Origin of the sequence: Streptomyces sp. NPDC002463, from assembly GCF_042889835.1 — a bacterium.
GTDB lineage: Bacteria > Actinomycetota > Actinomycetes > Streptomycetales > Streptomycetaceae > Streptomyces > Streptomyces nymphaeiformis.
In genome coordinates, this window is sequence record NZ_JBIARL010000007.1 from 255,817 (window position 1) to 281,216 (window position 25,400).

A 25,400-nucleotide genomic window follows, 5' to 3' on the forward strand; every position below is an offset into this window, starting at 1 on the left:
TGAGCGGTGGCCGGGCGGGGCGGGCGGTTCTTCACTCGCGCCATGAGCACTCGCACGCCGTCGGCACCCGAAGCCGTCCCCGCACCCGCATCCGGAGCCGTCCTCGCACCCCGCCCGGTCACACCGCCGGCACCGGGGACACCGGTCCGCCCGCACTCCGCGCCGCCTCCCGCGGCGCGGGCGCGGGCCGTGGCCGCCGCCCTGACGGTGGCGCTGGCCGGGACGGTCCTCCTGAACGCCCCGCCCCCGCCGCCGTCGGAGGCCGTCGCGTCCGGGGCGCCCGCCTCCGCCACGGCGACCCGCGCCATGGCCGGGGCCGGGGCCCCCGGTGGAGCCGCCACCAGCCCCGTCACCTTCTCCGGAAAGGCCTTCGACACCTGCGAGGCGCCGTCCCTCACGGTCATGAAGGCCTGGCGGGGGTCCCCGTACGGGGCCGTCGGGATCTACTTCGGCGGACGGGGGCGCGGCTGCCCCGTGCAGAAGGAGCTCACCCCCGCCTGGGTCGCCTCCGCCCACGCCATGGGCTGGCGGCTGCTGCCGCTCTTCGTCGGCTCCCAGGCGCCGTGCGTGGACTCCCTCGCCAAGCGGAAGTACGCCATCGGCAGCAACCCCACGAGCCAGGGCACCAAGGAGGGGGGCGACGCGGTGAAGGCGGCGAAGGCCCTCGGGATCGGCACGAGCAGCCCGCTCTACCTCGACATCGAGGCGTACCGGCGGGGCGACACGAGCTGCGCCGCGACCACCCTCGCCTTCGTCCGCGCCTGGAACCGAGAGGTGCGGCGCCTCGGCTACCTGCCCGGCTTCTACAGCAGCGCCGACACGGGCGTGCGGGACATGGAGAAGCAGCGGGTGGCGGGGACGAAGGACCTGCCGGACGTGATGTGGTTCGCGCGCTGGCGGGGGGTGCCGGCGCTGCTCACCGAGTCGGTGCTGCACCCCGAGGCCTGGACGCCGCACGCCCGGATCCACCAGTACGTGGGGAACGTGACCGAGACGTACGGCGGGCGCACCCTCGCCGTCGACCGCAACGCGATCGACGCGCCCGTCGCCCGGGTCACCACCCCCGCCGCGTTCGCGGCCCGCGTCCCCGTACCCCTGTCGTTCGTGGACTCCCGGCGCCCCTGACGGGGGGCGCCGACCCTGACGCGGGTGACCCGGGTCTCCACCCAGAGGAGGTGCAGCCGTCCCCACCCCTACAACCTGAGGCGGACGGCGGTTCGGGACCTGGGGCCGATCCGCCGGATCCCGCGCGCTCCTAGCGTGGAGTCATGACTCCGCCACCCTCTGGCCCCGTCTGCGCCGGTGCCTCGCAGTACGCGTCGTTCCCGACCTTCACCTCGTACGTACGGGCGCGTGGACCCGTGCTCCTGCGCACCGCGCGCTCCCTCACCGCGAACCCCTCGGACGCGGAGGACCTCCTCCAGACCGCGCTGGCCAAGACGTTCATGGCCTGGGAGCGCATCGAGGACCACCGCGCCCTGGACGGCTACGTCCGCCGCGCGCTGCTCAACACCCGTACGTCCCAGTGGCGCAAGCGCAAGGTCGACGAGTTCGTCTGCGAGGAGCTGCCGGAGCCGTCCGGTCTCCCGGAGCCGGACCCGGCCGAGCGGCAGGTGCTGCACGACGCGATGTGGCGTGCGGTCCTGAAGCTGCCGGAGCGGCAGCGGCAGATGGTGGTGCTGCGGTACTACGAGGACCTCAGCGAGGCCCAGACGGCCGAGGTGCTCGGGGTGTCGGTCGGGACGGTGAAGAGCGCGGTGTCCCGGGCGCTCGGGAAGCTCCGCGAGGACCCGGAGCTGACACCCGTACGGTAGGACACGTCGCTTGGTGACTCATGCCAGTAATCACTGGCAATTTACGTACTCTCGGGTAGTGACATACCGCGTGGTACGTGCGCAGAATCTCCACACCCCCTCTGCCACGTAGCGCCCACCGGGAGGACGCCCCGTGTACAGCACCATGCAGGACGTACAACTGACCGTGAGCCGCATCCTCCAGCACGGGATGACGATCCACGGGAAGTCCACCATCACCACCTGGACGGGCGAGCCGGAGCCGCAGCGCCGCACGTTCGCGGAGACCGGAACGCGCGCGCACCAGCTGGCCCACGCCCTGCGCGACGAACTCGGCGTCACCGGCGACCAGCGCGTGGCGACCCTCATGTGGAACAACGCCGAACACGTCGAGGCGTACTTCGCGATCCCCTCCATGGGCGCGGTGCTCCACACCCTCAACCTCCGCCTGCCCCCCGAGCAGCTGGTGTGGATCGTCAACCACGCCGCCGACCGGGTCGTCATCGTCAACGGCTCCCTGCTGCCCCTCCTCGCCCCGCTGCTCCCGCACCTGCCGACGGTCGAGCACGTCGTCGTCACGGGTCCGGGCGACCGCTCCGTCCTGGACGGCGCGGCCCCGCGCGTGCACGACTACGAGGAGCTGATCGCCGGCCGCCCGACCGCGTACGACTGGCCCGAGCTGGACGAGCGCACGGCCGCCGCGATGTGCTACACCTCCGGCACCACCGGCGACCCCAAGGGCGTCGTCTACTCGCACCGTTCGATCTACCTGCACTCCATGCAGGTGAACATGGCCGAGTCGATGGGGCTCACCGACAAGGACACGAGCCTGGTCGTCGTCCCGCAGTTCCACGTCAACGCCTGGGGCCTGCCGCACGCCACCTTCATGACCGGCATCAACATGCTCATGCCGGACCGTTTCCTCCAGCCGGCGCCGCTCGCCGAGATGATCGAGCGCGAGAAGCCGACCCACGCGGCCGCCGTCCCCACCATCTGGCAGGGCCTGCTCGCCGAGGTCACCGCGAACCCCCGCGACCTCTCCTCGATGGCCCAGGTCACCATCGGCGGCGCCGCCTGTCCGCCCTCCCTCATGGAGGCGTACGACCGGCTCGGCGTCCGCCTCTGCCACGCCTGGGGCATGACGGAGACCTCCCCGCTGGGCACGATGGCCCACCCGCCGCACGGCCTCACGGCCGAGGAGGAGTGGCCGTACCGCGTCACGCAGGGACGTTTCCCCGCCGGTGTCGAGGCGCGCCTGGTCGGCCCCGGCGGCGAGCACCTCCCCTGGGACGGCGAGTCGGCGGGCGAGCTGGAGGTGCGCGGCACCTGGATCGCCGGCGCGTACTTCGGCGGCATCGACGCCGAGGAGATCCGCCCCGCCGACAAGTTCAGCGAGGACGGCTGGCTCAAGACCGGCGACGTCGGCGTCATCAGCCCCGACGGCTTCCTCACGCTCACCGACCGCGCCAAGGACGTCATCAAGTCGGGCGGCGAGTGGATCTCCAGCGTCGAGCTGGAGAACGCCCTGATGGCACACCCGGCGGTCGCCGAGGCAGCCGTCGTCGCGGTGCCGGACGAGAAGTGGGGCGAGCGCCCGCTCGCCACCGTCGTCCTCAAGGAGGGCGAGACGGCCGACTACGAGACGCTGCGGGCCTTCCTCGCCGACGAGGGCGGCATCGCGAAGTGGCAGCTGCCGGAGCGCTGGGCGATCGTGCCGGCGGTGCCGAAGACGAGCGTCGGCAAGTTCGACAAGAAGGTCATCCGCAGGCAGTACGCGGAGGGCGAGCTGGACGTGACCCGGCTGTAGCGAACGGGAACGGGAGACGGGGAGGGCCTCGGCCCTCCCCGTCTCCCGTTCCGGTCGGTGCCGACCGGTCCGTTCTAGTTGGTGCCGATCTTCGCGAGCAGGTCGACGATCCGCGCCTGGACCTCGGCGCTGTTCGACCGCTCGGCGAGGAACAGGACCGTCTCGCCGGAGTCCAGCTTCGGCAGCTCCTCCTCGACGAGGTCGGCCGAGGTGTAGACGACGAGCGGAGTGCGGTTCAACTGCCCGTTCGCGCGCAGCCAGTCGATGATCCCGGCCCGGCGGCGGCGCACCTGCATCAGGTCCATCACCACCAGGTTCGGCCGGGTCTGGGCGGCCAGCATGACCGCCTCGGTGTCCGTCTCCGCCTGCGCGACCTGCATCCCGCGCCGCTCCAGGGTGGTCGCGAGCGCCTCCGCGATGGATTCGTTCTCCTCGATCAGCAGGACCCGCGACGGGTGCTGCTCGCTGTCGCGCGGAGCGAGCGCCTTGAGGAGCACGGCGGGATCCGCGCCGTACGCGGCCTCCCGGGTCGCCTGCCCGAGCCCGGCCGCGAGCAGCACCGGCACCTCGGCGGCGACGGCGGCCTGACGCAGCGACTGGAGCGCCGTCCGGGTGATGGGCCCGGTCAGCGGGTCGACGAAGAGCGCGGCCGGGAAGGCGGCGATCTGCGCGTCGACCTCCTCGCGGGAGTGCACGATCACCGGCCGGTAGCCGCGGTCGCTCAGCGCCTGTTGGGTGGAGACGTCGGGCGCGGGCCAGACGAGCAGCCGGCGCGGGTTGTCCAGGGGCTCCGGGGGCAGCTCGTCGTCGATGGGCTGCGGAGCGGGCCGGTTGGCGACCTCGACCGCGCCACCCGGGCCGTCGAGCGGCTCGGGCCCCTCGGCGGAACCCTCGGCGGGCGCCCCTATGGCGTACGCGCGGCCCTCGGCCGGGGTGTCGTTCGGGGAGGGCGCCGGCGCGGTCGGCTGCGGCCTGGCCTCGGCGGGCGCGGGCAGCGCGGCCGGGACCGGCGGGTCGACCTCGGGCGGGGTGGCGAGCCTGCGCCGCCGCCCGGAGCCGTTGGAGGGCGCGGGCACGGCGGGAGCGGCCGTCGGGGCCGGCGGGACGAAGGGAACGCCCTGCCCGAGGGTACGGACGCTGAACGCCCGCCCCTGGGTCGAGTCCTTCGACACGGTCATCGGCATCGGCAGCTCGGGAGGCAGCGGTACGGAGCCGGTGCCGGTTCCGGTGCTGTTGCCGTTGCTCGGCGCGGGCTGCGCGGGCTCGGGTGTGGCCTCCGCCGCGGGCTCCGACTGCGGAAGCGCCACGGCGCGCCGCCGTCCGGTCGGCTCGACGGCCGTCGGCGCCCCGGCCTGCGGCTGTACGTGCGGGTGGGGCTGCGGCGGCGTGTGGCCGGCGCCCGGGACGCCCCGTACGGCCTCGTGCCGCCCCTCGTCGGAGACCGGCAGCGGACCGGTCACGGGAGCGGCGGCCGGGAGCGCCGGCTCGGCCTCGCGGTCGACTTCGGCGGGCCCGAGCGCGAACGGGGTGCGGGGCCCGGCCTCGGCCGCGGCGGCCCGCTCCTGCGCGGCGGCCAGCGCACGCCGGCGGCGGCCGCTCGGCTGCGCCTCCTCGACGGGGGCGGAGGCGACGGCGGGCAGGGCGAGGGCCAGGGCGGGAGCTCCCGCCGGCTCGACGGCGACGCCCTGAGGCGGCACGGCCGCGCCGAGCGCGGGACGCCCCTGCGCGCCCTCGGCGGCGGTCACCACGGAACCCTCGGCAGGGCGGCCACGGCGACGCCCGGTGGGCTCCACGGGGGCGCCGGAGGGCACCGGGGAATCCACGGCCGCGTTCTGCTGGGCGGGGATCAGCTCGGCGGGCTCTCCCGTACGGGCACGGCGGCGCCCGCTCGGCTCGGCACCGCCCTCGGGCGCGACCGCGCTCTCCAGGAAGGCGTCCGTCGAAGCACGCCGGGCACGGCGACGTCCACCACCGGAGGTCTCGGAGCCGGGGGTCGCGGCCGGAGCCGGGTGGGCGCCGGAACCCGCGACCGTGGCACCGGCGGGGGCCTCGTCGGGCGTCGCGACCGGAGCCGCACCCGCGCCGGGGAGCCCGCCGGGAGCCGCGACGGACGGCGTCTCGGGGACCGGGTCCCCGGAGGCCTGCGCCGGGAGCGCGAGGGCCTCGCGTGCGCCGGCGGGCGCGTCGCCCGGCTCCGGCGCGGGGACCGTGCCCCGACCGGCCCCGAGCGGCACCTCGACCACGTACGCGCCGCCGCTCGTCCCCGGCACCTCGTGGGTCTGCACGACACCGCCGTGCGCCGCCACGATCCCGCGCACGACGGGCCCGTGGACCGGGTCGCCGCCCGCGTACGGGCCGCGGACCTCGATCCGTACGACGTCACCGCGCTGTGCGGCCGCGACGACGATCGTGGAGTCGCTCGGGGTCCGCTCGGCCTTGCTCTTGCCGGTCGCGTCGACGCCGGCGACGTCCGCGACGAGGTGCGCGAGGGCGGTCTTCAGGCGCGCCGCGTCCACCTCGGCCTCGATCGGCGGCGCGTGCACGGCGAACTGGGCGCGGCCGGGTCCGATCAGCTCGACGGCGCCGTCGATGCCGCCGGTCACGATCCCGTCGAGCAGCACCACGGCCTTGTCCAGCTTCTCGTCACCGGCGTCGAGCCGCTGGTAGCCGAGGACGTTGTCGACGAGGGCGGTCATCCGGGCGTACCCGGCGGCCAGGTGGTGCAGGACCCGGTTGGCCTCGGGCCACAGCTGCCCCGCGTCGTCGGCGGCGAGGGTGCCGAGCTGGGTGCGCAGCTCCTCCAGGGGGCCGCGCAGCGACTCGGCGAGGACGGCGGTCAGCTGCTCGTGGCGGGCGGCGAGGGAGGCGTACTTCTCCGCCTGGGCCTCGCGCTCCGCCGCGTGCCGCTCGGCGCGGTCGGCGAGCTCGGTGGCGTGCTCCTCGACGAGCTGCTCGTACGGCCTGCGGTCGGTGAAGGTCATGACCGCGCCGACGAGCTGGTCCCCGTCCCGTACCGGAGCGGTCGTCAGGTCGACCGGCACCCGGTCGCCCTTCTTCGCCCACAGGACCTGCCCGCGGACCCGGTGCTTGCGCCCGGACTTGAGGGTGTCGGCGAGCGGCGACTCCTCGTACGGGAAGGGCTCGCCGTCGGCGCGCTTGGCGAGGATCAGCGGGTGCAGCTCCTGGCCGCCGAGCTCTCCGGCGCGGTAGCCGAGGATCTGCGCGGCGGCGGGGTTCACGAGGACGACCCGGCCGTCCGTGTCGGTGCCGACGACGCCCTCGGCCGCGGCGCGCAGGATCATCTCGGTCTGCCGCTGGGAGCGGGCGAGTTCGGCCTCGGTGTCGAGGGTGCCGGTGAGGTCGCGGACGACGAGCATGAGCAGCTCGTCGCCGGTGTAGCCGCCGTACGAGTCGTAGGCCTCGCGGCCGTCCTCCAGGCTGGCGTTGGACACCTCGACGGGGAACTCGGAGCCGTCCGTGCGGCGGGCGATCATCCGGGTCGGCTTGGTGCGGCCCCGCTCGTCGGCGCCGTCGGGCCGGCGCATGGAGCCGGGGATGAGGCGCGAGTCGAAGGAGGGCAGCAGATCGAGGAGGCCGCGCCCGACGAGCGCGGTGCCGGGCGTCTCGAACATGCCGAGGGCGATGGTGTTGGCGTTGACGACCGTGCCGTTGCAGTTGACGAGCACGAGGCCGTCGGGGAGGGCGTCGAGTATGGCTGCGAGGCGAGCAGCGCCCCGGGATGGCCTGCTGCTCACGACGACGCTTCCTCCCTGACGCACTGCACGTGCTCGCCCTATCGGCCGGCCGGCCCCATCTTGCCCCTCGGGCCGCAGCCTGTCACTGAGGGGAGTCTAAGGGAGCCTCCGGGCGTCACCCCCGGACGAGGGGAAGCAGAGGCTCCAGATTTTCCCAACGGTCGATTTCGCACCCGTTCGCCCGGGAGAACCGGGCGTCGACCTGACGGCCCTGCCAGGTGCCGGTGACGTGGGCGACCGCGGGCCCGCCGTACACCTGCGTGCACATCTGTCCCTCGGGCACGGGCGCAAACGGATCTCCACCATCCCTCCCCAGTTGCCCCAGCCGCCTGCAGGCGTCCTCGGCGGCCGGGTGGTCGCCCTCGGCGTGGTCGCCACAGGTCAGCCGGAAGGTGCCGTCGGCGTCGCGGTGCCCGCTCTTCTCCACGGTCACGGTCAGGCTGTCGGGCGAGGCGAACAGGGAGGCCAGGGGCGGCAGGGGGCCGAGACCGGCGGTCCCGACGGCGGCGGTGGCGAGGGACGCGAGGACGAGACTGCGCAGCATGCGGATCTCCAGGAGCGCGGAAGGACGACGGGCGCGCACGCACGGCACGCCCGCCCCTCTAACGCTCCGGCCGCCCCGGCGTTGCGCAACCGGGGTGCGCCGGGCGGGGGCGGGGCTTTGCCCTGGACCCCGAACGACCGGTACGGTGAGAATCGATTGGTGACAGCCGGTTCGCCTGTGTCATCATCTGCACGCACCACCCGCGCATGCGCACGGTGCGAGGAGGCGTCGCCTAGTCCGGTCTATGGCGCCGCACTGCTAATGCGGTTTGGGTCTTAAAGCCCATCGAGGGTTCAAATCCCTCCGCCTCCGCAAGACGATCGAAGCCCCGGCCCTTGTGGCCGGGGCTTCGATCGTTTCTGCATGCCCGCGCCCTATGCATCTACATGCCCGCACCCCTGCGCAGACCTGATGTGACCCCGGTCTCTTTCCGCTCGTTTTCGGTGCGCGAAGCACTCCCGCTCCACCCCGGAGCCCCTCCGTCCGCCCCGCTCGCACATCGCGTTTCCGCAGGTCAGAGGGGGTGGAGCCAATGGATTTCACATGACGGCGGGACTCATGTAATGTTCTTCCTGTCGCCGGGACAGCGGGCCGAAAGGGCCGGGAAACGGAGACGAGAACTAAAAACAAGCACTCGTAGCTTAACGGATAGAGCATCTGACTACGGATCAGAAGGTTGCAGGTTCGAATCCTGCCGAGTGCACAGAGACAAGAGGCCCGGACGAGAGTCCGGGCCTCTTGCGTTGTCGGGGTGGAAGTCGAGGCGGCGGCCGCGGTGGGCGCTCTTGTGGGGAGCGCCCGGCCGCGGGCGGGGTCAGGCCGTGGCCTCGGCGGGGGCGGGCCGGCTGGCGAGGACGTGGCGGCGGCGGGTGGGGATGCCCATCTTCGGGTTGGCCACGCCCCAGGCCGCGCCCTTGCAGACCAGTTCCTTGTAGCGCGCGGCGAGCCGGCCCGTCAGGGCCGCGCCGACCGAGCGGTCGTCGGCGGTGACGTACTGGATGAGGCCTTCCCTGCGCCCCAGCGAGATGCACTGGTTGAAGTAGCGCAGCGGCGTCTTCGGGAGCTTGCCGCCGGTCAGGCGGGCCGCGATGGCGTCGGCCGCCTGCCAGGCCATGGGGGTGCCCGAGGCGCACGACATCCGCAGCGGCTTGTCGCCCGGGCCCATGGCCTGGGCCGCGTCGCCGACGGCGTACACGTCGGGGTGGGAGACCGAACGCATGGTCCCGTCGACGATGATCTGGCCGGTCTCGGTGACGTCCAGGGTGGTGGCGCGGGCGATCGGGTGGACCGCGAAGCCGGTCGTCCAGACGGTGGCCGCGGCCGGGACGGGGCCCTCGGGGGTGGTGACACGGTCCGCCTCGACGGCCGTGACCGAGGTGTTCTCCAGTGCGGTGACGCCGAGGTCCGCGAAGACCTTCCGCACGTGCCGGCGGCCCTTCTCCGAGAGCCAGTCGCCGAGTTCACCGCGGGCGGCCAGCGTGACGGCCAGGTCCGGGCGGGCCTCCGCGATCTCCGTGGCGGCCTCGAGGCCGGTGAGGCCGCCGCCGACGACGACCACGCTCTGCCCGGCCTCCAGGGCGGCCAGGCGCTCGCGCAGCCGGAGCGCTCCCGGACGGCTGGAGAGCTCGTGGGCGTGCTCGGCGGTGCCGGGGACGCCCTGGGTGTTCCAGCCGCTGCCGAGGGCGTACACGAGGGTGTCGTAGGTCAGGTCTTCGGCGCCGGTTCCGGTCGTGACGGAGACGGTCCTGCGCTCGGCGTCGACCGCCGTCACCGTCGCCAGCTTCAGCTCGACGCCCGTACCCGCGAACATCTCGACGAAGGGCCGGTGCACGAGCTCCTGGCCGACCGCCAGCTGGTGCAGCCTGACCCGCTCGACGAAGTCGGGCTCGGCGTTGACGAGGGTGATGGCGACGTCCTCGCGGTGGAGCTGCTTGGCGAGGCGTCCGGCGACGATGGCTCCGGTGTAGCCGGCCCCGAGGACGATGATCCGGTGCTGCTGCATGTCCCTGCTCCTGTCTCGCGTGGTTTCGCCCCTTGAACCGGGCAGCCCCGCGATTCCTGACAGGTGGGTGGTGTGACCTGGGTCACGTGCCCCTAGAAGGCTGCCGCCAGCAGCGGGGCGCCGTGGTCCGACGCCGCCCAGTGCCTCGTCGCACGCTCGAGCTTGTCGGGGTTGACCTGGTTGCGGAAGGCCGTGATGCCCTCGGCCGTGACCTCCAGGCACATGACGCCGACGACCCGGCCGTCCAGCACCGCCACGATCGCGGGGACGCCGTTCGCCGTCGTCGCGTAGACGTCGGGCGAACCGCCGATGACCTTCCGCTTGGCGATGCTCGGCTTGAAGAGGCCCCGCATGAACGTCGCGACCGCGAGCGCGCCCTCGAACGCGCGGGCGCGCGCCGGGACCTTGCCGCCGCCGTCGCCGATCGAGACGGCGTCGCCCGTGAGCAGCCGTACGAGCGGCTCGGTGCGGCCGCTGGTGGCGGCCGCGAGGAACTCCTCGACGATCCGCCGGGCCTCGGCCTCGTCGATCTCGGTGCGGGCCTTGCCGGAGGCGACGTGCTTCTTGGCGCGGTGGAAGATCTGCTGGCTGCCGGCCTCGGTGATGTCGAGGATCTCGGCGATCTCCCGGTGCGGGTAGTCGAAGGCCTCCCGGAGCACGTACACCGCGCGCTCGTTGGGGGAGAGGCGCTCCATGACGGCGAGGACGGCGTACGAGACGGATTCGCGCTGCTCGGCGGTGTCGGCGGGGCCGAGCATCGGGTCGCCGGCGAGCAGCGGTTCGGGCAGCCACTCGCCCACGTAGGTCTCGCGGCGGGCGCGGGCCGAGGTGAGCTGGTTGAGGCACAGGTTGGTGAGGACCTTGGTCAGCCAGGCCTCGGGGACCTCGATGAGGTCGACGTCGGCGGCCTGCCAGCGCAGGAAGGTGTCCTGCACGGCGTCCTCTGCCTCGCTCGCCGAGCCGAGCAGGCGGTAGGCGATCGCCTCCAGGCGGGGCCTGGAAGCCTCGAACCGGTCCACGTCGTCCATGGTCAGCACCATGGTGCGGATTTTAGTGCGGGAGGGGTGCGCGCGGGCGACCGGTTGCCGACCTGGGAGCCCTCCCCTTTTGGGTGAACCTGTCTGATTTGCATGTCAGTTGAATATGCCCTCGGCCTAGCTTGCGAGGCGGAGGTGATGATCGATGGACGCGATCGACATCGATGACCTGGTGCACGCCGCCACCGGAGCACGCCTGCGGCGGTTGACCGCGCCGGACGGGACCCACTGGTTCCCGGTGGTGGACGTGGCGAAACGGCTGGGGTACGCGGGGACGCGGGAGGCGCTGCGGACCGTGACGCTCCCCGAGGAGTGCCTGGCGGCGGCGCGGGACCTGAGCGGGGACGGGATCCGGGCCTCCGGGATCCGGGCCTCGACGCGGATGGTGAGCCTGGAGGGGCTCGTCCAGCTCGTCGGGGCGTGCCGGACACCGGAGGCCGGGCCGTTCCGGGCGTGGACGGCGGGGGTCGTGGCGGCGGTCCAGCGATACGGCGGATACGGGCTCGAACCCTCGCCGGTGCACGCCGGGTTCCTGCTGCCGCCGGAGCTCGTCGACGTCCTCGTACGGCTCGAAGGGCGATTCGACGAGCAGTCCCTCGCGTACGCCGAGCACGCGGAGCTGCTCCGCGAGACCCGGCAGAGCCTCTCCAGGGTCGCCGACTCCCTGGAGCGGCTCGCCGTGCCCCGCCAGCGCACCGGCGCCGCCGTCACGCTCACCCCGCAGGCGCTCGTGGAGTCCTGGGCCATCACCGGCGACATGCGGACGGTAGCCACCTGCCTGGCACCCGCGCTCGTACGGGGCGGGGTGCGCTACCGCCCCCAGGACGTCACCCACCGCACCGGCCTCTCCTGCGAACGCGTCCACGCCTGCGTCCGCCTCCTCCTGGAGCGCGGCTACATGCGCGAGGTGGGCGGCCCAGCCCCGGACGGCACCCGCATCTACGTGCTGCCGTGACCCGCCGGGCCCACCGCCACCACCTGGTACGCGTCCGCGTACACGATCCGGCCCGGGTCCGCCGACTCCAGGCGGACGCAGGGCACGCCGTGGTCCCGCAGGATGCGCAGGTACGGGGCGACCCGGGCCAGCGCCTCGGTCGCCGTCGGCAGGAACCAGGCGGCGGCCCCCGGATTCACCGCCGGGTCGTAGACCGTCGGGTCCACGGCCGCCGGGTTCGGGAAGTGCGCGTCGTACCAGTCGTTCGAGGCGCGCCAGATCGTCCACTCCTCGTGGGAGAGCCTTCCTTCCCCGGCCAGGGCGTTGGCCAGGCCGAAGACGCCGGGGTGGTGGCCGCGCGGGCCTCTCGTCGGGGACTGGAAGCGGATGTGGCGGAGACTGGGTGGCATTCGGGGAGCTTAGGGAGGCGTGGCGGCGTGGAGTGGCGGGTTCGGGGGATCGGGTGGGGTGGTGGGGTGCCCGGGCTGCGGTGGCGGGGTGGGCGTGTCAGTGCGCTCACCCATGGGCAGCGGCTCGCCTTTCGGGCCGTCGGGGTCCGGCGGTGCCCCGGGGCCCGCGGGAACCCCTGCCCCCTGGACGCCGTCGTTCCCGGGCGGGCCACCGGCGGGCGGTGTCCCGAGTGCGCGCGGCTCGACCGGGCCCACTCCGTCGCGGCCGACACGATCGCCGACGACCCGCAGCCGTACCGCGTCTACCTGGCCTGGTTCGGGCCCGGGATGACCAAGGTGGGGATCACCGCCGAGGCTCGCGGTGACGCCCGGCTCCTGGAGCAGGGCGCCGTCACCTTCGGCTGGCTCGGCCGGGGCCCGCTCATGGCCGCCCGGCGCACCGAGGAGGTGCTGCGGCAGGCCCTCGGCGTGCCCGACCGGGTGGCGTACGAGCGGAAGCGGGCCGCCCGGCACGCCCTGCCGCCGGCCGGGGACCGGGCCCGCGAGGTCGAGGAGCTGTACCGGCGCGCCCGCGCGGTCGGCGGCTGGACGGAGACCCTGGAGCCCCTGGAGTTCGCCGCACACGACCACGCGGGGGTCTTCGGTCTCGACGGGCTGCCGCGCCTCGACGGCACGGTCGCCGAGCTCGTCGACGGTGGCGTCGTCGCCGGGCGGCTGCTCGCCGCCGCCGGGCCCGACCTGCACCTCCTCGCCCCCGACGGGCGCTGCCTCGCCCTCGACACCCGGCTCATGGGCGGCTGGGTCCTGGAGCCGGCCGGGGAGGGGAGTGCCTTCACCGTCCCGGTCGTTCCCCTGACCGTGGTCGATTCCGCTGCGCAGGAAGGGCTGTTCTGAGGCTTCGTAAAGTCTTGGATCCCTTTGGCCGGGGGCCGTGGACATCCCCCGGCCCGCCCCGCGAGGGTGATCACATGACCCAGAAGCTCGTGGCGGGCATCGAACCGCCTTACTACACCGCTGTCTTCACGTCCGTCCGTCCCGAGTCCCCCGAGGGCTACGCCGAGACCTCCGTCCGCATGCAGGAGTTCGTCCGGGAGATCCCCGGCTTCCTCGGCTACGAATCCGCCCGCACCCCCGGCGGCATCGGCATCACCGTCGGGTACTTCCGCGATCTGGAGTCCCTGGAGAGCTGGGCGCGGCACCCCGAGCACCGGGCGGCCAAGGAGTACGGCCGCGAGCACTGGTACGAGAGCTACAGCGTGCACATCGGGAAGGTCGAGCGCAGCTACGGGTACGCGCGTGACTAGCGAGGGCCGCGGGATCGTCGAGCGGCTCGGGATCCCCGGGCTCGTCGACGTGCACACGCACTTCATGCCGCAGAACGTCCTCGACAAGGTCTGGGCGTACTTCGACGCCGTCGGGCCCCTGACCGGCGTCGAGTGGCCCATCACCTACCGCGAGGAGGAGGAGCGCCGGCTCGCCCTCCTGCGCGGGTTCGGCGCGGTCGCCTTCACCGCGATGCTCTACCCGCACAAGCCCGGCATGGCCGCCTGGCTGAACTCCTGGGCCGCCGACTTCGCGGCCCGCACCTCCGACTGTCTGCACACGGCGACCTTCTTCCCCGAGCCGGGCGTCGACGCGTACGTCCACCAGGCGCTCGACGCCGGCGCCCGGGTCTTCAAGGTGCACCTCCAGGTCGGCGGCTTCGATCCGGCCGACACCGCGCTCGACGGCGCCTGGGGTGCTCTGGCCGACAGCGGCACCCCCGCCGTCGTGCACTGCGGCTCCGGTCCCAGCCCGGGGAACTTCACCGGGCCCGGGCCCATGGGGCGGCTCCTCGCCCGGCACCCCCGGCTGCGGGTGATCGTCGCGCACATGGGGATGCCGGAGTACAGCGACTTCCTCGACCTGGCCGAGCGCTACGAGGGCGTCCACCTGGACACCACCATGGCCTTCACCGACTTCAGCGAGCGGCTCGCGCCCTTCCCCGAGGCCGAGCGCAAGCGGCTCCTCGACCTCGGCGACCGGATCCTCCTCGGCTCGGACTTCCCGAACATCCCGTATCCGTACGTCCACCAGCTCGACGCCCTCGAACGCCTCGGGCTCGGCGACGACTGGCTCCGGCGGGTCCTGTACGAGAACGGAGCCGCGATGTTTCACGTGAAACGGTGAACAGCTGAACCACGAGGCCCTTTCTCAGGGAATTCACAGGAAAGGGAAAGAGGCCTCTCAGCGGCGGCCGCCACCGTGGCTGCCATGACCGTGACCACCCGAAGCACCAGCGCCCGCACCGGCACTCACGCCGACATGCTCCGCGTCGACGGCACCGCCGTCCGTGTCCTCGTCGTGGACGACGAGGCCTCGCTCGCCGAGCTGCTCTCCATGGCCCTGCGCTACGAGGGCTGGCAGGTCCGCAGCGCCGGGGACGGGGCCGCCGCCCTCCGCTCCGCGCGCGAGTTCCGGCCGGACGCCGTCATCCTCGACATCATGCTCCCGGACGCCGACGGGCTGAGCCTGCTCGGCTCGATCCGGCGTGAACTGCCCGACGTGCCCGTGCTGTTCCTGACGGCGAAGGACGCCGTCGAGGACCGCATCGCCGGGCTCACCGCCGGCGGCGACGACTACGTCACCAAGCCCTTCAGCCTGGAGGAGGTCGTGGCCCGGCTGCGCGGCCTCATCCGCAGGTCCGGGGCCGCACAGACGCGCAGCGAGTCGCTGCTCGCCGTGGGCGATCTGACCCTGGACGAGGACAGCCACGAGGTGACCCGGGGCGGCGACTCCATCCATCTCACCGCGACCGAGTTCGAGCTGCTGCGCTACCTCATGCGCAATCCGCGCCGCGTGCTCAGCAAGGCGCAGATCCTCGACCGGGTCTGGTCGTACGACTTCGGCGGCCAGGCCAATGTCGTCGAGCTCTACATCTCCTACCTGCGCCGGAAGATCGATGCCGGACGCTCGCCGATGATCCACACCCGGCGCGGGGCCGGTTATCTGATCAAGCCGGGGGAGTAGGGCCCGGTGCTCGAAGGCGCGGTCCTCCAAGGCCGGGTGCGCAGAAGCTCGGTGCGCAGAGGCCCCGTGTTCAGAGCCGCCCGGCGGCCCTGGTCGCTGCGGACGCGGCTCGTCGTCTCGGCGGTCGCGTTGATCGCGGTCGTCGCGACCGTGATCGGGACGGTGACGACCATCGCGTTCCGCTCGTACCTGTACGACCAGGCCGACGAGCAGGTCCACGCCGTCGCCGACCGGGCGGCCGGCCCGCCCGTCGCCGTGGCCCCCGTGCCCGGCCCGCTCGACCCGGTCGCCGAGAAGAAACCCCTCGCGTTCGTCGCGGGGCCCGGCGCTCCCCTCGGTACCCTCGGCGCGGTCATCGAGGGCGGCGAGGTGACCTCGGCCGGGTACTCGAAGGAGGCCGGGGGCAGCGGGCCGTACGAGCGGAACATACGGGTCACCGAACTCGACGCGGCCCAGCGGGCCGCGCTCGCCGCCGTCCCCCGCGACGGCCGGCCGCACACCGTCGACCTGCCCGGCGGGCTCGGCTCGTACCGGGTCGAGTACGCCGCCGGACTGCACGGCGAGTTCCTCACCGGCATCTCCCTCGCCGAGGTCGAGGACGCCCTCTCCACCCTCGTCCTCGTCGAGCTGAGCGTCACCGGTGCCGGGCTCGTCGCGGCCTCGCTCGCCGGGACGGTGCTCGTCCGGATCGCCCTGCGCCCGCTGCGGCGGGTCGCCGGCACCGCCCGTCAGGTCGCCCGGCTCCCGCTGCACAGCGGAGAGGTGGCGCTCCATCAGCGCGTCCCGGAGACGGAGGCCGACCCGCGCACCGAGGTCGGCCAGGTCGGTGCCGCCCTCAACCGGATGCTCGACCACGTCCACTCGGCCCTCGACGCCCGCCAGCAGAGCGAGACCCGGGTGCGGCAGTTCGTCGCGGACGCCAGCCACGAACTGCGCACCCCGCTCGCCTCGATCAGGGGATACGCCGAGCTGACCCGGCGCGGACGCGAGGAGTGCGGCCCCGACACCCGGCACGCCCTCGGACGGATCGAGTCCGAGGCAACCCGGATGACGGGCCTGGTCGAGGACCTCCTGCTGCTCGCCCGGCTCGACGCCGGCCGCCCCCTCTCGTACGAGACCACCGACCTCGTCCCGCTCGTCGTGGACGCGGTCAGCGACGCCCGCGCGGCCGGACCCGAGCACCACTGGCGCCTCGAACTGCCCACGGACGGTGCGGCCGTACGGGCCGACGGCGCCCGGCTCCAGCAGGTCCTGGTGAACCTCCTCGCCAACGCCCGTACCCACACCCCGCCCGGCACGGAGGTCACCGCCCGGGTCCGCACGGAGGTCCCGGCCGTCCTCGTCGAGATCGAGGACGACGGCCCCGGCATCCCGCCCGAGCTGCTCCCCGCCGTCTTCGAGCGCTTCGCGCGCGGCGACGCCTCCCGCTCCCGGAACGCCGGATCCACCGGCCTCGGCCTCGCCATCGTCCGCGCGGTCGTGCTCGCGCACGGCGGCGACGTGGGCGTCGAGAGCGCCCCCGGCCGGACCGTCTTCACCGTCCGTCTGCCGGCCGACCAGGACTCACAGACAGGCCACAGGCTCATCACACAGCCGTGACAGCGGCCCCGGCGAGTGTCGGTGCATGCCAACCCACACCATCGGGGAAGCCCTCCCCGCCCGGGAGCACCTGCCGGTGAGCGACACCGGACGGCCCGTCCTGGACGTCGTGATCCCCGTCTACAACGAGGAGAAGGACCTGGAGCCGTGCGTCCGCCGGCTCCACGCGCACCTTCTGAGGACCTTCCCGTACGGCTTCCGCATCACCGTCGCCGACAACGCCTCCACCGACACGACGCCCGCCGTCGCCGCCGCCCTCGCGGCCGAGCTGCCCGAGGTGCGCTCCGCACGCCTCGAACAGAAGGGCCGCGGCCGGGCGCTGCGGACGGTGTGGTCGGCCTCGGACGCGCCCGTCCTCGCCTACATGGACGTGGACCTGTCCACCGACCTCAACGCCCTGCTCCCGCTGGTCGCACCGCTCATCTCCGGCCATTCGGACCTGGCGATCGGCTCCCGGCTCTCCCGCTCCTCGCGGGTGGTGCGCGGGCCGAAGCGGGAGTTCGTCTCGCGCGCCTACAACCTGATCCTGCGCTCCTCGCTCGCCGCCCGGTTCTCCGACGCGCAGTGCGGCTTCAAGGCGATACGGCGGGAGGTCGCCGAGCGGCTCCTGCCGATGGTCGAGGACACCGGCTGGTTCTTCGACACCGAGATGCTGGTCCTCGCCGAGCGGGCCGGTCTGCGCATCCACGAGGTGCCGGTCGACTGGGTCGACGACCCCGACTCGACCGTCCACATCGTGCGGACGGCGACCGACGACCTGAAGGGCGTGTGGCGGGTGGGGCGGGCCCTCGCGACGGGTTCGCTGCCCCTGGACCGGCTCGCCCGGCCGTTCGGCGACGACCCCCGGGACCGTGACCTGAACGGGGTGCCCGGCGGCCTGGCCCGCCAGCTCGTCGGCTTCTGCGTGGTCGGGGTCCTGTCGACGCTCTTCTACCTCGCGCTGTACTCGGCCTTCCGGCTCGGCCTCGGTCCGCAGCTCGCCAACGCCGCCGCCCTCCTCGTCTCCGCCGTCGCCAACACGGCCGCCAACCGGCGGCTCACCTTCGGCGTGCGGGGCCGGGACCGGGCCGTCCGCCACCAGGCGCAGGGGCTCGTGGTCTTCGCCATCGGCCTCGCCCTGACCAGCGGTTCGCTCGCCGCCCTCGGCGCGGCGACCGGCGATCCGGCGCACTCCACCGAGCTCGCCGTCCTGATCGTCGCCAACCTCGCCGCGACCGTCCTGCGCTTCCTCCTCTTCCGGCTCTGGGTCTTCCCGGACCGCGCCTCAGCAAGGAACGAACGATGACCACTGCGCCCACCGCCGTCCACGCGGCGCCCCGCACCGGCCGGCTCGCCCGGCTGTGGCGCGGACGGGCCGAGGACGCCCCCTGGGTCCGGCCCGCCCTCCTCGCCCTGCTCGCCGCGACCGCGCTGCTCTACCTGTGGAACCTGAGCGCCTCCGGCTACGCCAACTCCTTCTACTCCGCCGCCGTCCAGGCGGGCTCCGAGAGCTGGAAGGCCTTCTTCTTCGGCTCCCTCGACGCGGCCAACGCCATCACCGTCGACAAGCCGCCGGCCGCGCTCTGGCCGATGGCCCTCTCCGTCCGCCTCTTCGGGCTCGGCTCCTGGCAGATCCTCGTGCCCGAGGTGCTCATGGGCGTGGGCACGGTCGCCGTGCTCTACGCGGCCGTCCGCCGCCGGTTCGGCGCGGGTGCCGGTCTGATCGCGGGCGCGGTCCTCGCGCTGACGCCGGTCGCCGCGCTGATGTTCCGCTTCAACAACCCGGACGCGCTGCTCGCGCTGCTCATGACGGTCGCGGTGTACTGCGTGCTCCGTGCCCTGGAGCGGGAGCCGGGCAGTGCGAAGTGGCTGGTGTGGGCCGGGGCCGCCCTGGGCTTCGCGTTCCTCGCGAAGACCCTCCAGGCCTTCCTGATCCTGCCGCCGCTCGCCCTCGTGTACGTGGTGTGCGCGCCGGGCGGCTTCGTGCGGCGGCTCGGCCGGCTCGCCCTCGGCGGGCTCGCGATGCTGGTCTCGGCGGGCTGGTGGGTGGCCCTGGTCGAGCTGTGGCCGGCGTCCTCCCGCCCGTACGTCGGAGGCTCGCAGCACAACAGCTTCCTGGAGCTGACCTTCGGCTACAACGGCCTCGGCCGCATCAACGGCAACGAGGTCGGCAGCGTCGGCGGCGGGGGCCGGGGCGGTGCGGGCGGTCCCGGCGGGATGGCCGAGAACCTGCCGGCCGGCCTCGAACTGCCCGGCCGCCCCGGCGGCGGCGGTGGCTGGGGCGAGACCGGGATCGGCCGGATGTTCAACGAGGCGGTGGGCGGTCAGATCTCCTGGCTGCTGCCGGCCGCGCTGCTCCTGCTGCTCGCCGGACTCGTCGTCACCTGGCGGGCGCCCCGGACGGACACGGCGCGGTCCGCGTTCCTGGTGTGGGGCGGTTCGCTGCTCACGACGCTGGCCGTGTTCAGCTTCATGGCCGGCATCTTCCACGAGTACTACACGGTGGCCCTGGCCCCGTACCTCGCGGCGCTGATCGGCATGGGCGCGGCGGTGCTGTGGGAGGAGCGGACGCGGTGGCCCGCCTCGGCGGCGCTCGCGGCGGCGGTGGCGGTGACGGCCTGGTGGGCCTGGACGCTGCTCGGCCGTACGCCGGACTGGCTGCCGTGGCTGCGCTGGACGGTCCTGGTGGCCGGGGCGGTGGCGGCGCTCGGGCTGCTCTTCGCGGGCCGGGTCGACCGGCGGCTGGGCCTCGCGGTGGCGGGCCTGGGCCTGGCGGCGGGGCTCGCGGGGCCGTTGGCGTACACCGTGGTGACGGTGAACGCCGGACACCAGGGCTCGATCGTGACGGCGGGCCCGGGCGGCGCGATGGGCGGCGGCCGGGGGCCGATGAACGGCCGGGTGGCCTTCGGCCCGATGCCGGGCGGCCAGAATCCGGGCGGCGGCCAGGCCCCGGGCGTGGGCGGTCAGATTCCCGGCAACGGTCAGGCCCCGGGTGGCGGCCAGCCGCCCGCCAACGGCCGGCCCGTCGGCGGCGGCCCCGGCAGCCGACAGGCCGGTATGTACTTCAGCGGCGGTCCCGGCGGTCTGCTCAACGGCGCGAGCGTCGGTACGAAGGCCAAGGAGGCCCTGCTCAAGGAGGCCGACGACTACACCTGGGTCGCGGCGGCCGTGGGCGCGCAGAACGCGGCCGGCTACCAGCTCGCCACCGGGAAGCCCGTCATGGCGATCGGCGGCTTCAACGGCAGCGACCCGTCCCCGACGCTCGACCAGTTCAAGCGGTACGTCGCCGAGGGGAAGATCCACTACTTCGTCTCGTCCGACCGCATGCAGATGGGTGGCGCAGGCGGCTCCAGCGCAAGCTCCGAGATCTCCGCGTGGGTCACGGCCACCTTCGAGAAGGTCACCGTCGGCAGCTCCACCCTCTACGACCTGACCGCGACCAAATAATCCCTATCCAAATAATCCCTATACAGCGTACGAGAGTCCTTGTACGGTGTACGAGCCTTGGCCTCGTACACCGTACAAGGAGTCGCGCTTCATGACAGCAACCACCGGCAGCCATCCCCAGCGCTGGCTGATCCTCGGCGTCATCTGCCTCGCCCAGCTCACCGTCCTGCTCGACAACACCGTCCTCAGCGTCGCCATCCCCTCGCTGACCTCCGAGCTCCACGCGTCCACCACCGACATCCAGTGGATGATCAACGCGTACTCGCTCGTCCAGTCCGGCCTGCTGCTCACCGCCGGCAACGCCGCCGACCGCTACGGCCGCAAGAAGATGCTCGCCGCCGGTCTCGCGCTCTTCGGCCTCGGCTCGCTCGCCGCCGGCCTCGCCGGCTCCACCGCGCAGCTGATCGCCGCCCGCGCGGGCATGGGCGTCGGCGGCGCGCTCCTGATGACCACCACCCTCGCCGTCGTGATGCAGATCTTCGGCGACGAGGAGCGGGTCAAGGCCATCGCGATCTGGGCCACCGTCGCCTCCCTCGGCTTCGCCGGCGGCCCGCTGATCGGCGGCGTGATCCTGAACCACTACTGGTGGGGAATGATCTTCCTGATCAACATCCCGGTCGCGGTCGTGGCGCTCGTCGCCGTCCTCAAGCTCGTCCCCGAGTCCAAGAACCCCCAGGGCGAGCGCCCCGACCTGCTCGGCGCGCTGCTCTCCACCATCGGCATGACCTCCACCGTGTACGCGATCATCACGGGCCCCGCGCACGGCTGGACCTCGGCCGAGGTGCTCGTCCCGGCCGCGATCGGCGCCGTCGTCCTCGCCGCCTTCGCGCTGTGGGAGCTGCACACCCCGTACCCGATGCTCGACATGCACTTCTTCCGCAACGAGAAGTTCGTGGGCGCGGTCGCCGGCGCGATCCTGGTCATGTTCGGCATGGGCGGCTCGCTCTTCCTGCTCACCCAGCACCTGCAGTTCGTCCTCGGCTACGAGCCGCTCGAAGCCGGTCTGCGGATGGCGCCGCTCGCGCTGACCGTCGTCGCGCTCAACCTCACGGGTGTCGGCCCGCGGATCGTGATGAAGCTCGGCACCTCGCCCACGGTGGCCGTCGGCATGACCCTGGTGGCGGCAGGGCTCGCCTCGATCGCCCTGCTCGGCGGCGGCACGGACGGCACCTACTGGGGCATGCTCCTCGGCCTGGTCCTGATGGGCATCGGCCTCGCCGTCGCCAACCCCGCCATGGCCAACGCGATCATGAGCGCGATCCCGCCGGAGAAGGCGGGCGTGGGCGCCGGCATCAACGGCACCCTGGCCGAGTTCGGCAACGGCCTGGGCGTCGCCGTCCTCGGCGCCGTGCTCAACGCCCGCTTCGCCGCGCTCGTCGCCGTGACCGCGAGCTCGCTCCCGGCCGCGCTGGCCGCCGCGGGCGGCGAGGCCGAGCGCCGGCAGATCTCCGACGCCTTCGCCACCGGCCTCCAGACCAGCCAGCTGGTCGGCGCGATCGCCGTCTTCGCCGGCGGTCTGCTCGCGGCGGCCCTGCTCAAGCGGGCCGAGCGCGCGGAGAAGGCCCTGGCCGCCGAGCAGCCGGTCGCTGCCTAGCATGGTGACGGACAGCTGACAGACGGAGGAACGCGATGGTCAAGGCAGCCGATCGGGCCAAGAACCCGGCGCGTTCCAGCGTGTGGCTGGAGAAGCGGGCCACCCGCAGCGGCGGCGGCCCGGCCGGTCTCGACCGGGACCGGATCGTCGCCGCCTCGATCCGGATGCTCGACGAGGAGGGCCTCGCCAAGCTGTCGATGCGCAAGCTCGCGACCGAGCTGGGCGTCACGGCGATGTCCCTCTACTGGTACGTGGACACCAAGGACGACATCATCGAGTTCGCCATGGACAGCGTCTACGGCGAGTTCGACCTGGCGGCGATCGACGCCGCCGGGGACTGGCAGGACCGGATCCGCGTGCTCGCCCGGGAGTACCGGGCGATGCTGGTCCGCCACGCGTGGATGTCGCCGAGCGCCGGCCAGTACCTGAACATCGGCCCGAACGCGATCGCCGTCGCGTACAAGATCCAGCAGGCGGTCAGCGACACCGGCCTCTCGCTGGACCGGCAGCCGGGCGCGATGTCGGCGGTCTTCCAGTTCGTGTACGGCTACGGGACGATCGAGTCCCAGTTCGGCCGGCGCGCGGCGGAGGCCGGGATGTCGCAGGACGAGTTCTACGTGGACTCGGTGAAGGCCTTCCGGGACGACCCGGAGTTCAGCCCCCAGATCGAGGGCATGCAGGAGATCCTCGACGAGCGCGCCTCGCACGGCAGCGTCAGCGCCATCTGGGACCGCGACTTCGACCACGCCCTGGACGTCCTGATCGCCGGCATCGAGGTCATGGTCGCGCGCGAGGCCGAAGGCGCCTGACGGCAGAAATGACGGAGCGGCGGGCCGTCCCCTGCCCGCCGCTCCGTACCGGACCCGGCCGCGCCTCCGCTCGAAGCGCGCCCGGGAGCTCTGTTACTCGGCTTCCGCCTTCGCCGCGTTGCTCTTCAGCGCGACCTCCTTGATGAACAGCGTCACCACGAAGGCGAGCAGCGCGAACGGCGCCGAGTAGAGGAAGACGTCGCCGACGCCGTGCCCGTACGCGTCCTCCATGACCGTGCGGATCGGGGCCGGCAGCTTGTCCATGTCCGGGATGCCACCGCCCGAGCCGCCCTGGCCCATGGCCGCCGCGGCCTTCGGGCCGAGCGCCGTCAGGCCCTCCTTGACGTAGTCCGTGACCCGGTGGGCCATGACCGCGCCGAGCGCCGAGACGCCGACCGCACCGCCCAGGGAGCGGAAGAAGGTGACGACGGAGGAGGCGGCGCCGAGGTCGGCGGGGGCCACCTGGTTCTGGGTGCAGAGCACCAGGTTCTGCATCATCATGCCGAGGCCGAGGCCGAGGACCGCCATGAACAGCGCGATGTGCCAGTACGTCGTGTCGTAGCGGATCGTGCCGAGCAGGCCGAGGCCGCCGGCCGCCAGGGCGCCGCCGCTGACCAGCCAGGCCTTCCAGCGGCCGGTCTTGGTGATGATCAGGCCGGAGACGGTCGAGGAGACGAACAGGCCGCCGATCATCGGGATGGTGAGGACGCCGGACATCGTCGGCGACTCGTTCCGCGCCAGCTGGAAGTACTGGCTGAAGAAGACCGTGCCGGCGAACATCGCGACACCCACGAAGAGCGAGGCGAGCGAGGCGAGGGTGATCGTGCGGTTGCGGAACAGGCGGAGCGGGATGATCGGCTCGCTCGCCTTCGACTCGACGAGCACGAAGACCGCGCCGAGGGCGATCGCGCCGAGGACCATGACGGCCGTCTGCCAGGACATCCAGTCGTACTTGTCGCCCGCGAAGGTCACCCAGATGAGCAGCAGGGAGACGGCGGCGCTGATGAAGACGGCGCCGGCCCAGTCGACCTTGACCTCACGCTTCACGACGGGGAGCTTCAGGGTCTTCTGCAGGACGATCAGGGCGATGATCGCGAAGGGTACGCCGACGTAGAAGCACCAGCGCCAGCCGAGCCAGTCGGTGTCGGTGATGACGCCGCCGAGCAGCGGGCCGCCGACGGTGGCGACGGCGAAGGTCGCGCCGAGGTAGCCGCTGTAACGGCCGCGCTCACGCGGGGCGATCATCGCGGCCAGGATGATCTGGGAGAGGGCGGTCAGACCGCCGACGCCGATGCCCTGGACGACACGGCAGGCGATGAGCATGCCGGTGCTCTGCGAGAGACCGGCGACGATCGAGCCCGTGACGTAGACGATCAGGGCTATCTGGACGAGCAGCTTCTTGGAGAAGAGGTCGGCGAGCTTGCCCCAGAGCGGGGTGGTCGCGGTCATCGCCAGGAGGGAGGCGGTGACCACCCAGGTGTAGGCGGACTGGCCGCCGTCCAGGTCGGTGATGATCTGGGGGAGGGCGTTGGAGACGATCGTCGAGGACAGGATGGCGACGAACATGCCGAGCAGCAGCCCGGACAGCGCCTCCATGATCTGCCGGTGCGTCATCGGGGCGGAGTCGCCGCCACCGCCGGTACCGGTGACGCCGTCCCGCGCACCGGTGTCGGGCGTGGTCGTAGCCATGAACTTCCTTTTCTCAAGCGTGGTGGGCCTGGGCCCGGCAGTCCCCGAAGGATTCGCGGAGGCGGGCCAGCAGGTGGGTGAGGAGTTCGACGTCGTCGTCGGACCACTCCGCGAGGTGGCGGGAGAAGGCCTCGGTCACCCGGCGGTCGAGTTCGCCGAGCATCGCGTGGCCCGGTTCCGTGAGTCGCAGGATGCGGGAGCGCTTGTCGTCCGGGTCGGGCAGGCGCTCGATCCAGCCGTGTTCCACCGTGTGGGCCACATGGCGGCTGCACACGGACATGTCGACGGCCATGAGTTCGGCGAGGCGGCTCATCCGCATGTCGCCGTGGTGCTTGACCAGGGCGAGCACGGCCGCCGAGCCGCCCTGGCATTCGACGGGCAGGGCACGGGCGAGTCCGCGCTTCACGGCTCCGATCGCACTCACCGAGCGGGCGAGTTCCTCGTACCTGTTCCGTGTCGCCATCGGGCACCCCCGTCCATCTTGTTGCTTAGGGCAACCATAGAGATGGATGGTTGCTTCAGGCAAACTAAATCGGTCAAACGGCGCTAAAGAATCGGCAAAGCCGGATCGTCGGAGCCGGGGCTTGGGCCCCCCACCCCGACTTCGCTAGGGTCCTGGCCCATGGCACACAACCCCCAAGCACCGTACGGCCAGGGTCAGCCCCCGCAGGGCCCCGAGGGTTACGACCCCGCCGGCAGCACCCAGATGTTCCGCGCCTTCGTCGACGAGGGCACCCCGCAGCAGCGGCAGCCGCAGGCCACGGCCCAGTCGGGCGGCCCGAAGGTCGGCCTGATCGTCGGCGTCGTCGCGGTGATCGTCGTCCTGGCGGCCGTCGCCTGGCTGGCACTGGGCTGACCTCGACATCACGGAGAAGGGGCGGGGGGGGGGCGGGGCGGGCCCCCCCCCCCCCCCCCCCCCGGGGGGGTGGGCCCCCCCCCCCCCCCCCCCACGCCCACCTGTTGTGAAAAAAATGGTGCGGGGGGGCCCGCCC

21 protein-coding genes and 2 tRNA genes are annotated in these 25,400 nt (G+C 73.0%); 16 read left to right on the plus strand and 7 right to left on the minus strand.

Annotated elements, in window-relative coordinates; genetic code table 11:
* Nucleotides 1–42 precede the first annotated feature (42 nt).
* The 3 genes from ACFYX3_RS16850 (at nt 43) to ACFYX3_RS16860 (ending at nt 3,600) form a co-directional block, all read left to right on the plus strand.
* Nucleotides 43–1,125: a DUF1906 domain-containing protein gene (locus ACFYX3_RS16850; protein ID WP_389013684.1), complete on the plus strand. Its 1,083-nt coding sequence runs from the start codon at nt 43–45 to the stop codon at nt 1,123–1,125.
* A 143-nt stretch (nt 1,126–1,268) separates the two neighbouring features.
* Complete coding sequence (locus ACFYX3_RS16855; RefSeq protein ID WP_116159881.1) at nt 1,269–1,814, plus strand: SigE family RNA polymerase sigma factor; 546 nt, start codon at nt 1,269–1,271, stop codon at nt 1,812–1,814.
* Nucleotides 1,815–1,947: 133 nt separating this feature from the next.
* Nucleotides 1,948–3,600 (plus strand): long-chain fatty acid--CoA ligase, encoded by a 1,653-nt coding sequence (locus ACFYX3_RS16860; RefSeq protein WP_382655873.1) that lies wholly within the window; start codon nt 1,948–1,950, stop codon nt 3,598–3,600.
* Nucleotides 3,601–3,674: 74 nt separating this feature from the next.
* On the opposite strand, the gene ACFYX3_RS16865 is transcribed toward ACFYX3_RS16860, so the two are convergent.
* Nucleotides 3,675–7,355 carry a PAS domain-containing protein gene (locus tag ACFYX3_RS16865; protein ID WP_389013688.1) on the minus strand — a complete coding sequence of 1,227 codons (3,681 nt, stop codon included), beginning with the start codon at nt 7,353–7,355 and terminating at the stop codon, nt 3,675–3,677.
* 115 nt (nt 7,356–7,470) lie between these two features.
* On the minus strand, nt 7,471–7,899 hold the full coding sequence (locus tag ACFYX3_RS16870; RefSeq protein WP_389013691.1) for an SSI family serine proteinase inhibitor: 429 nt from the start codon (nt 7,897–7,899) through the stop codon (nt 7,471–7,473).
* A 221-nt stretch (nt 7,900–8,120) separates the two neighbouring features.
* On the opposite strand from ACFYX3_RS16870, the gene ACFYX3_RS16875 reads away from it, so the two are divergent.
* Both ACFYX3_RS16875 and ACFYX3_RS16880 read left to right on the plus strand, forming a co-directional pair.
* Nucleotides 8,121–8,211 (plus strand) — tRNA-Ser (locus ACFYX3_RS16875).
* 318 nt (nt 8,212–8,529) lie between these two features.
* Nucleotides 8,530–8,602: transfer RNA gene (locus ACFYX3_RS16880), tRNA-Arg, on the plus strand.
* Between the two features lie 111 nt (nt 8,603–8,713).
* Here ACFYX3_RS16880 and ACFYX3_RS16885 read toward each other — a convergent pair.
* Nucleotides 8,714–9,901 (minus strand): NAD(P)/FAD-dependent oxidoreductase, encoded by a 1,188-nt coding sequence (locus ACFYX3_RS16885; RefSeq protein ID WP_389013694.1) that lies wholly within the window; start codon nt 9,899–9,901, stop codon nt 8,714–8,716.
* Nucleotides 9,902–9,993: 92 nt separating this feature from the next.
* Nucleotides 9,994–10,941 (minus strand): RNA polymerase sigma factor SigJ, encoded by a 948-nt coding sequence (sigJ, locus tag ACFYX3_RS16890; protein ID WP_389013697.1) that lies wholly within the window; start codon nt 10,939–10,941, stop codon nt 9,994–9,996.
* Between the two features lie 142 nt (nt 10,942–11,083).
* Here sigJ and ACFYX3_RS16895 point away from each other — a divergent pair, with 142 nt between their 5' ends.
* Nucleotides 11,084–11,893, plus strand: coding sequence for a Bro-N domain-containing protein (locus tag ACFYX3_RS16895; protein WP_389013700.1), 810 nt, complete (start codon nt 11,084–11,086; stop codon nt 11,891–11,893).
* On the opposite strand, the gene ACFYX3_RS16900 is transcribed toward ACFYX3_RS16895, so the two are convergent.
* Nucleotides 11,878–12,282: a hypothetical protein gene (locus ACFYX3_RS16900; RefSeq protein WP_389013703.1), complete on the minus strand. Its 405-nt coding sequence runs from the start codon at nt 12,280–12,282 to the stop codon at nt 11,878–11,880. The genes ACFYX3_RS16895 and ACFYX3_RS16900 overlap by 16 nt on opposite strands.
* 66 nt (nt 12,283–12,348) lie before the next feature.
* Here ACFYX3_RS16900 and ACFYX3_RS16905 point away from each other — a divergent pair, with 66 nt between their 5' ends.
* The 9 genes from ACFYX3_RS16905 to ACFYX3_RS16945 all read left to right on the plus strand — a co-directional run bounded on the left by ACFYX3_RS16905 (nt 12,349) and on the right by ACFYX3_RS16945 (nt 22,719).
* A complete protein-coding gene (locus ACFYX3_RS16905) occupies nt 12,349–13,176 on the plus strand; it encodes a DUF2797 domain-containing protein (RefSeq protein ID WP_389013706.1) in 828 nt (275 codons plus the stop codon).
* Nucleotides 13,177–13,250: 74 nt separating this feature from the next.
* Nucleotides 13,251–13,586 carry an antibiotic biosynthesis monooxygenase family protein gene (locus ACFYX3_RS16910; RefSeq protein WP_389013709.1) on the plus strand — a complete coding sequence of 112 codons (336 nt, stop codon included), beginning with the start codon at nt 13,251–13,253 and terminating at the stop codon, nt 13,584–13,586.
* Nucleotides 13,579–14,451 carry an amidohydrolase family protein gene (locus ACFYX3_RS16915; RefSeq protein WP_389013712.1) on the plus strand — a complete coding sequence of 291 codons (873 nt, stop codon included), beginning with the start codon at nt 13,579–13,581 and terminating at the stop codon, nt 14,449–14,451. Before ACFYX3_RS16910 ends, ACFYX3_RS16915 begins: the two co-directional genes overlap by 8 nt.
* 84 nt (nt 14,452–14,535) lie before the next feature.
* Nucleotides 14,536–15,291, plus strand: a complete 756-nt coding sequence (locus tag ACFYX3_RS16920) for a response regulator transcription factor (RefSeq protein WP_389013715.1) — start codon at nt 14,536–14,538, stop codon at nt 15,289–15,291.
* Between the two features lie 66 nt (nt 15,292–15,357).
* On the plus strand, nt 15,358–16,890 hold the full coding sequence (locus tag ACFYX3_RS16925) for a sensor histidine kinase (RefSeq protein WP_389013718.1): 1,533 nt from the start codon (nt 15,358–15,360) through the stop codon (nt 16,888–16,890).
* Between the two features lie 25 nt (nt 16,891–16,915).
* Nucleotides 16,916–18,175, plus strand: coding sequence for a glycosyltransferase (locus ACFYX3_RS16930; protein ID WP_376592993.1), 1,260 nt, complete (start codon nt 16,916–16,918; stop codon nt 18,173–18,175).
* Nucleotides 18,172–20,316 carry a glycosyltransferase family 39 protein gene (locus ACFYX3_RS16935; RefSeq protein WP_389013721.1) on the plus strand — a complete coding sequence of 715 codons (2,145 nt, stop codon included), beginning with the start codon at nt 18,172–18,174 and terminating at the stop codon, nt 20,314–20,316. The genes ACFYX3_RS16930 and ACFYX3_RS16935 overlap by 4 nt, the downstream gene beginning before the upstream one ends.
* Nucleotides 20,317–20,407: 91 nt before the next feature.
* On the plus strand, nt 20,408–21,910 hold the full coding sequence (locus ACFYX3_RS16940; protein ID WP_359512671.1) for an MFS transporter: 1,503 nt from the start codon (nt 20,408–20,410) through the stop codon (nt 21,908–21,910).
* Between the two features lie 35 nt (nt 21,911–21,945).
* Nucleotides 21,946–22,719: a TetR/AcrR family transcriptional regulator C-terminal domain-containing protein gene (locus tag ACFYX3_RS16945; protein WP_389013725.1), complete on the plus strand. Its 774-nt coding sequence runs from the start codon at nt 21,946–21,948 to the stop codon at nt 22,717–22,719.
* A 93-nt stretch (nt 22,720–22,812) separates the two neighbouring features.
* Here the strand turns inward: ACFYX3_RS16945 and ACFYX3_RS16950 are convergent, their stop codons facing one another.
* The gene (locus ACFYX3_RS16950) at nt 22,813–24,408 is read right to left on the minus strand and encodes an MDR family MFS transporter (protein WP_389013728.1); all 1,596 of its coding nucleotides are present in this window, start codon (nt 24,406–24,408) and stop codon (nt 22,813–22,815) included.
* A 13-nt stretch (nt 24,409–24,421) separates the two neighbouring features.
* The gene (locus ACFYX3_RS16955; protein ID WP_389013731.1) at nt 24,422–24,871 is read right to left on the minus strand and encodes a MarR family winged helix-turn-helix transcriptional regulator; all 450 of its coding nucleotides are present in this window, start codon (nt 24,869–24,871) and stop codon (nt 24,422–24,424) included.
* 159 nt (nt 24,872–25,030) lie between these two features.
* Between ACFYX3_RS16955 and ACFYX3_RS16960 the strand changes: the two genes are divergently transcribed.
* Nucleotides 25,031–25,264 carry a hypothetical protein gene (locus ACFYX3_RS16960; RefSeq protein ID WP_389013734.1) on the plus strand — a complete coding sequence of 78 codons (234 nt, stop codon included), beginning with the start codon at nt 25,031–25,033 and terminating at the stop codon, nt 25,262–25,264.
* The last annotated feature ends 136 nt before the right edge of the window (nt 25,265–25,400 follow it).

Bases quoted from the DNA above. Each gene is read 5' to 3' on its own strand.
- ACFYX3_RS16850 (WP_389013684.1), top strand. From the start codon at position 43: ATGAGCACTCGCACGCCGTCGGCACCCGAAGCCGTCCCCGCACCCGCA.
- ACFYX3_RS16855 (WP_116159881.1), top strand. From the start codon at position 1,269: ATGACTCCGCCACCCTCTGGCCCCGTCTGCGCCGGTGCCTCGCAGTAC.
- ACFYX3_RS16870 (WP_389013691.1), bottom strand. From the start codon at position 7,899: ATGCTGCGCAGTCTCGTCCTCGCGTCCCTCGCCACCGCCGCCGTCGGG.
- ACFYX3_RS16885 (WP_389013694.1), bottom strand. From the start codon at position 9,901: ATGCAGCAGCACCGGATCATCGTCCTCGGGGCCGGCTACACCGGAGCC.
- sigJ (WP_389013697.1), bottom strand. From the start codon at position 10,941: ATGGTGCTGACCATGGACGACGTGGACCGGTTCGAGGCTTCCAGGCCC.
- ACFYX3_RS16895 (WP_389013700.1), top strand. From the start codon at position 11,084: ATGGACGCGATCGACATCGATGACCTGGTGCACGCCGCCACCGGAGCA.
- ACFYX3_RS16900 (WP_389013703.1), bottom strand. From the start codon at position 12,282: ATGCCACCCAGTCTCCGCCACATCCGCTTCCAGTCCCCGACGAGAGGC.
- ACFYX3_RS16910 (WP_389013709.1), top strand. From the start codon at position 13,251: ATGACCCAGAAGCTCGTGGCGGGCATCGAACCGCCTTACTACACCGCT.
- ACFYX3_RS16920 (WP_389013715.1), top strand. From the start codon at position 14,536: ATGACCGTGACCACCCGAAGCACCAGCGCCCGCACCGGCACTCACGCC.
- ACFYX3_RS16930 (WP_376592993.1), top strand. From the start codon at position 16,916: ATGCCAACCCACACCATCGGGGAAGCCCTCCCCGCCCGGGAGCACCTG.
- ACFYX3_RS16935 (WP_389013721.1), top strand. From the start codon at position 18,172: ATGACCACTGCGCCCACCGCCGTCCACGCGGCGCCCCGCACCGGCCGG.
- ACFYX3_RS16940 (WP_359512671.1), top strand. From the start codon at position 20,408: ATGACAGCAACCACCGGCAGCCATCCCCAGCGCTGGCTGATCCTCGGC.
- ACFYX3_RS16945 (WP_389013725.1), top strand. From the start codon at position 21,946: ATGGTCAAGGCAGCCGATCGGGCCAAGAACCCGGCGCGTTCCAGCGTG.
- ACFYX3_RS16950 (WP_389013728.1), bottom strand. From the start codon at position 24,408: ATGGCTACGACCACGCCCGACACCGGTGCGCGGGACGGCGTCACCGGT.
- ACFYX3_RS16955 (WP_389013731.1), bottom strand. From the start codon at position 24,871: ATGGCGACACGGAACAGGTACGAGGAACTCGCCCGCTCGGTGAGTGCG.
- ACFYX3_RS16960 (WP_389013734.1), top strand. From the start codon at position 25,031: ATGGCACACAACCCCCAAGCACCGTACGGCCAGGGTCAGCCCCCGCAG.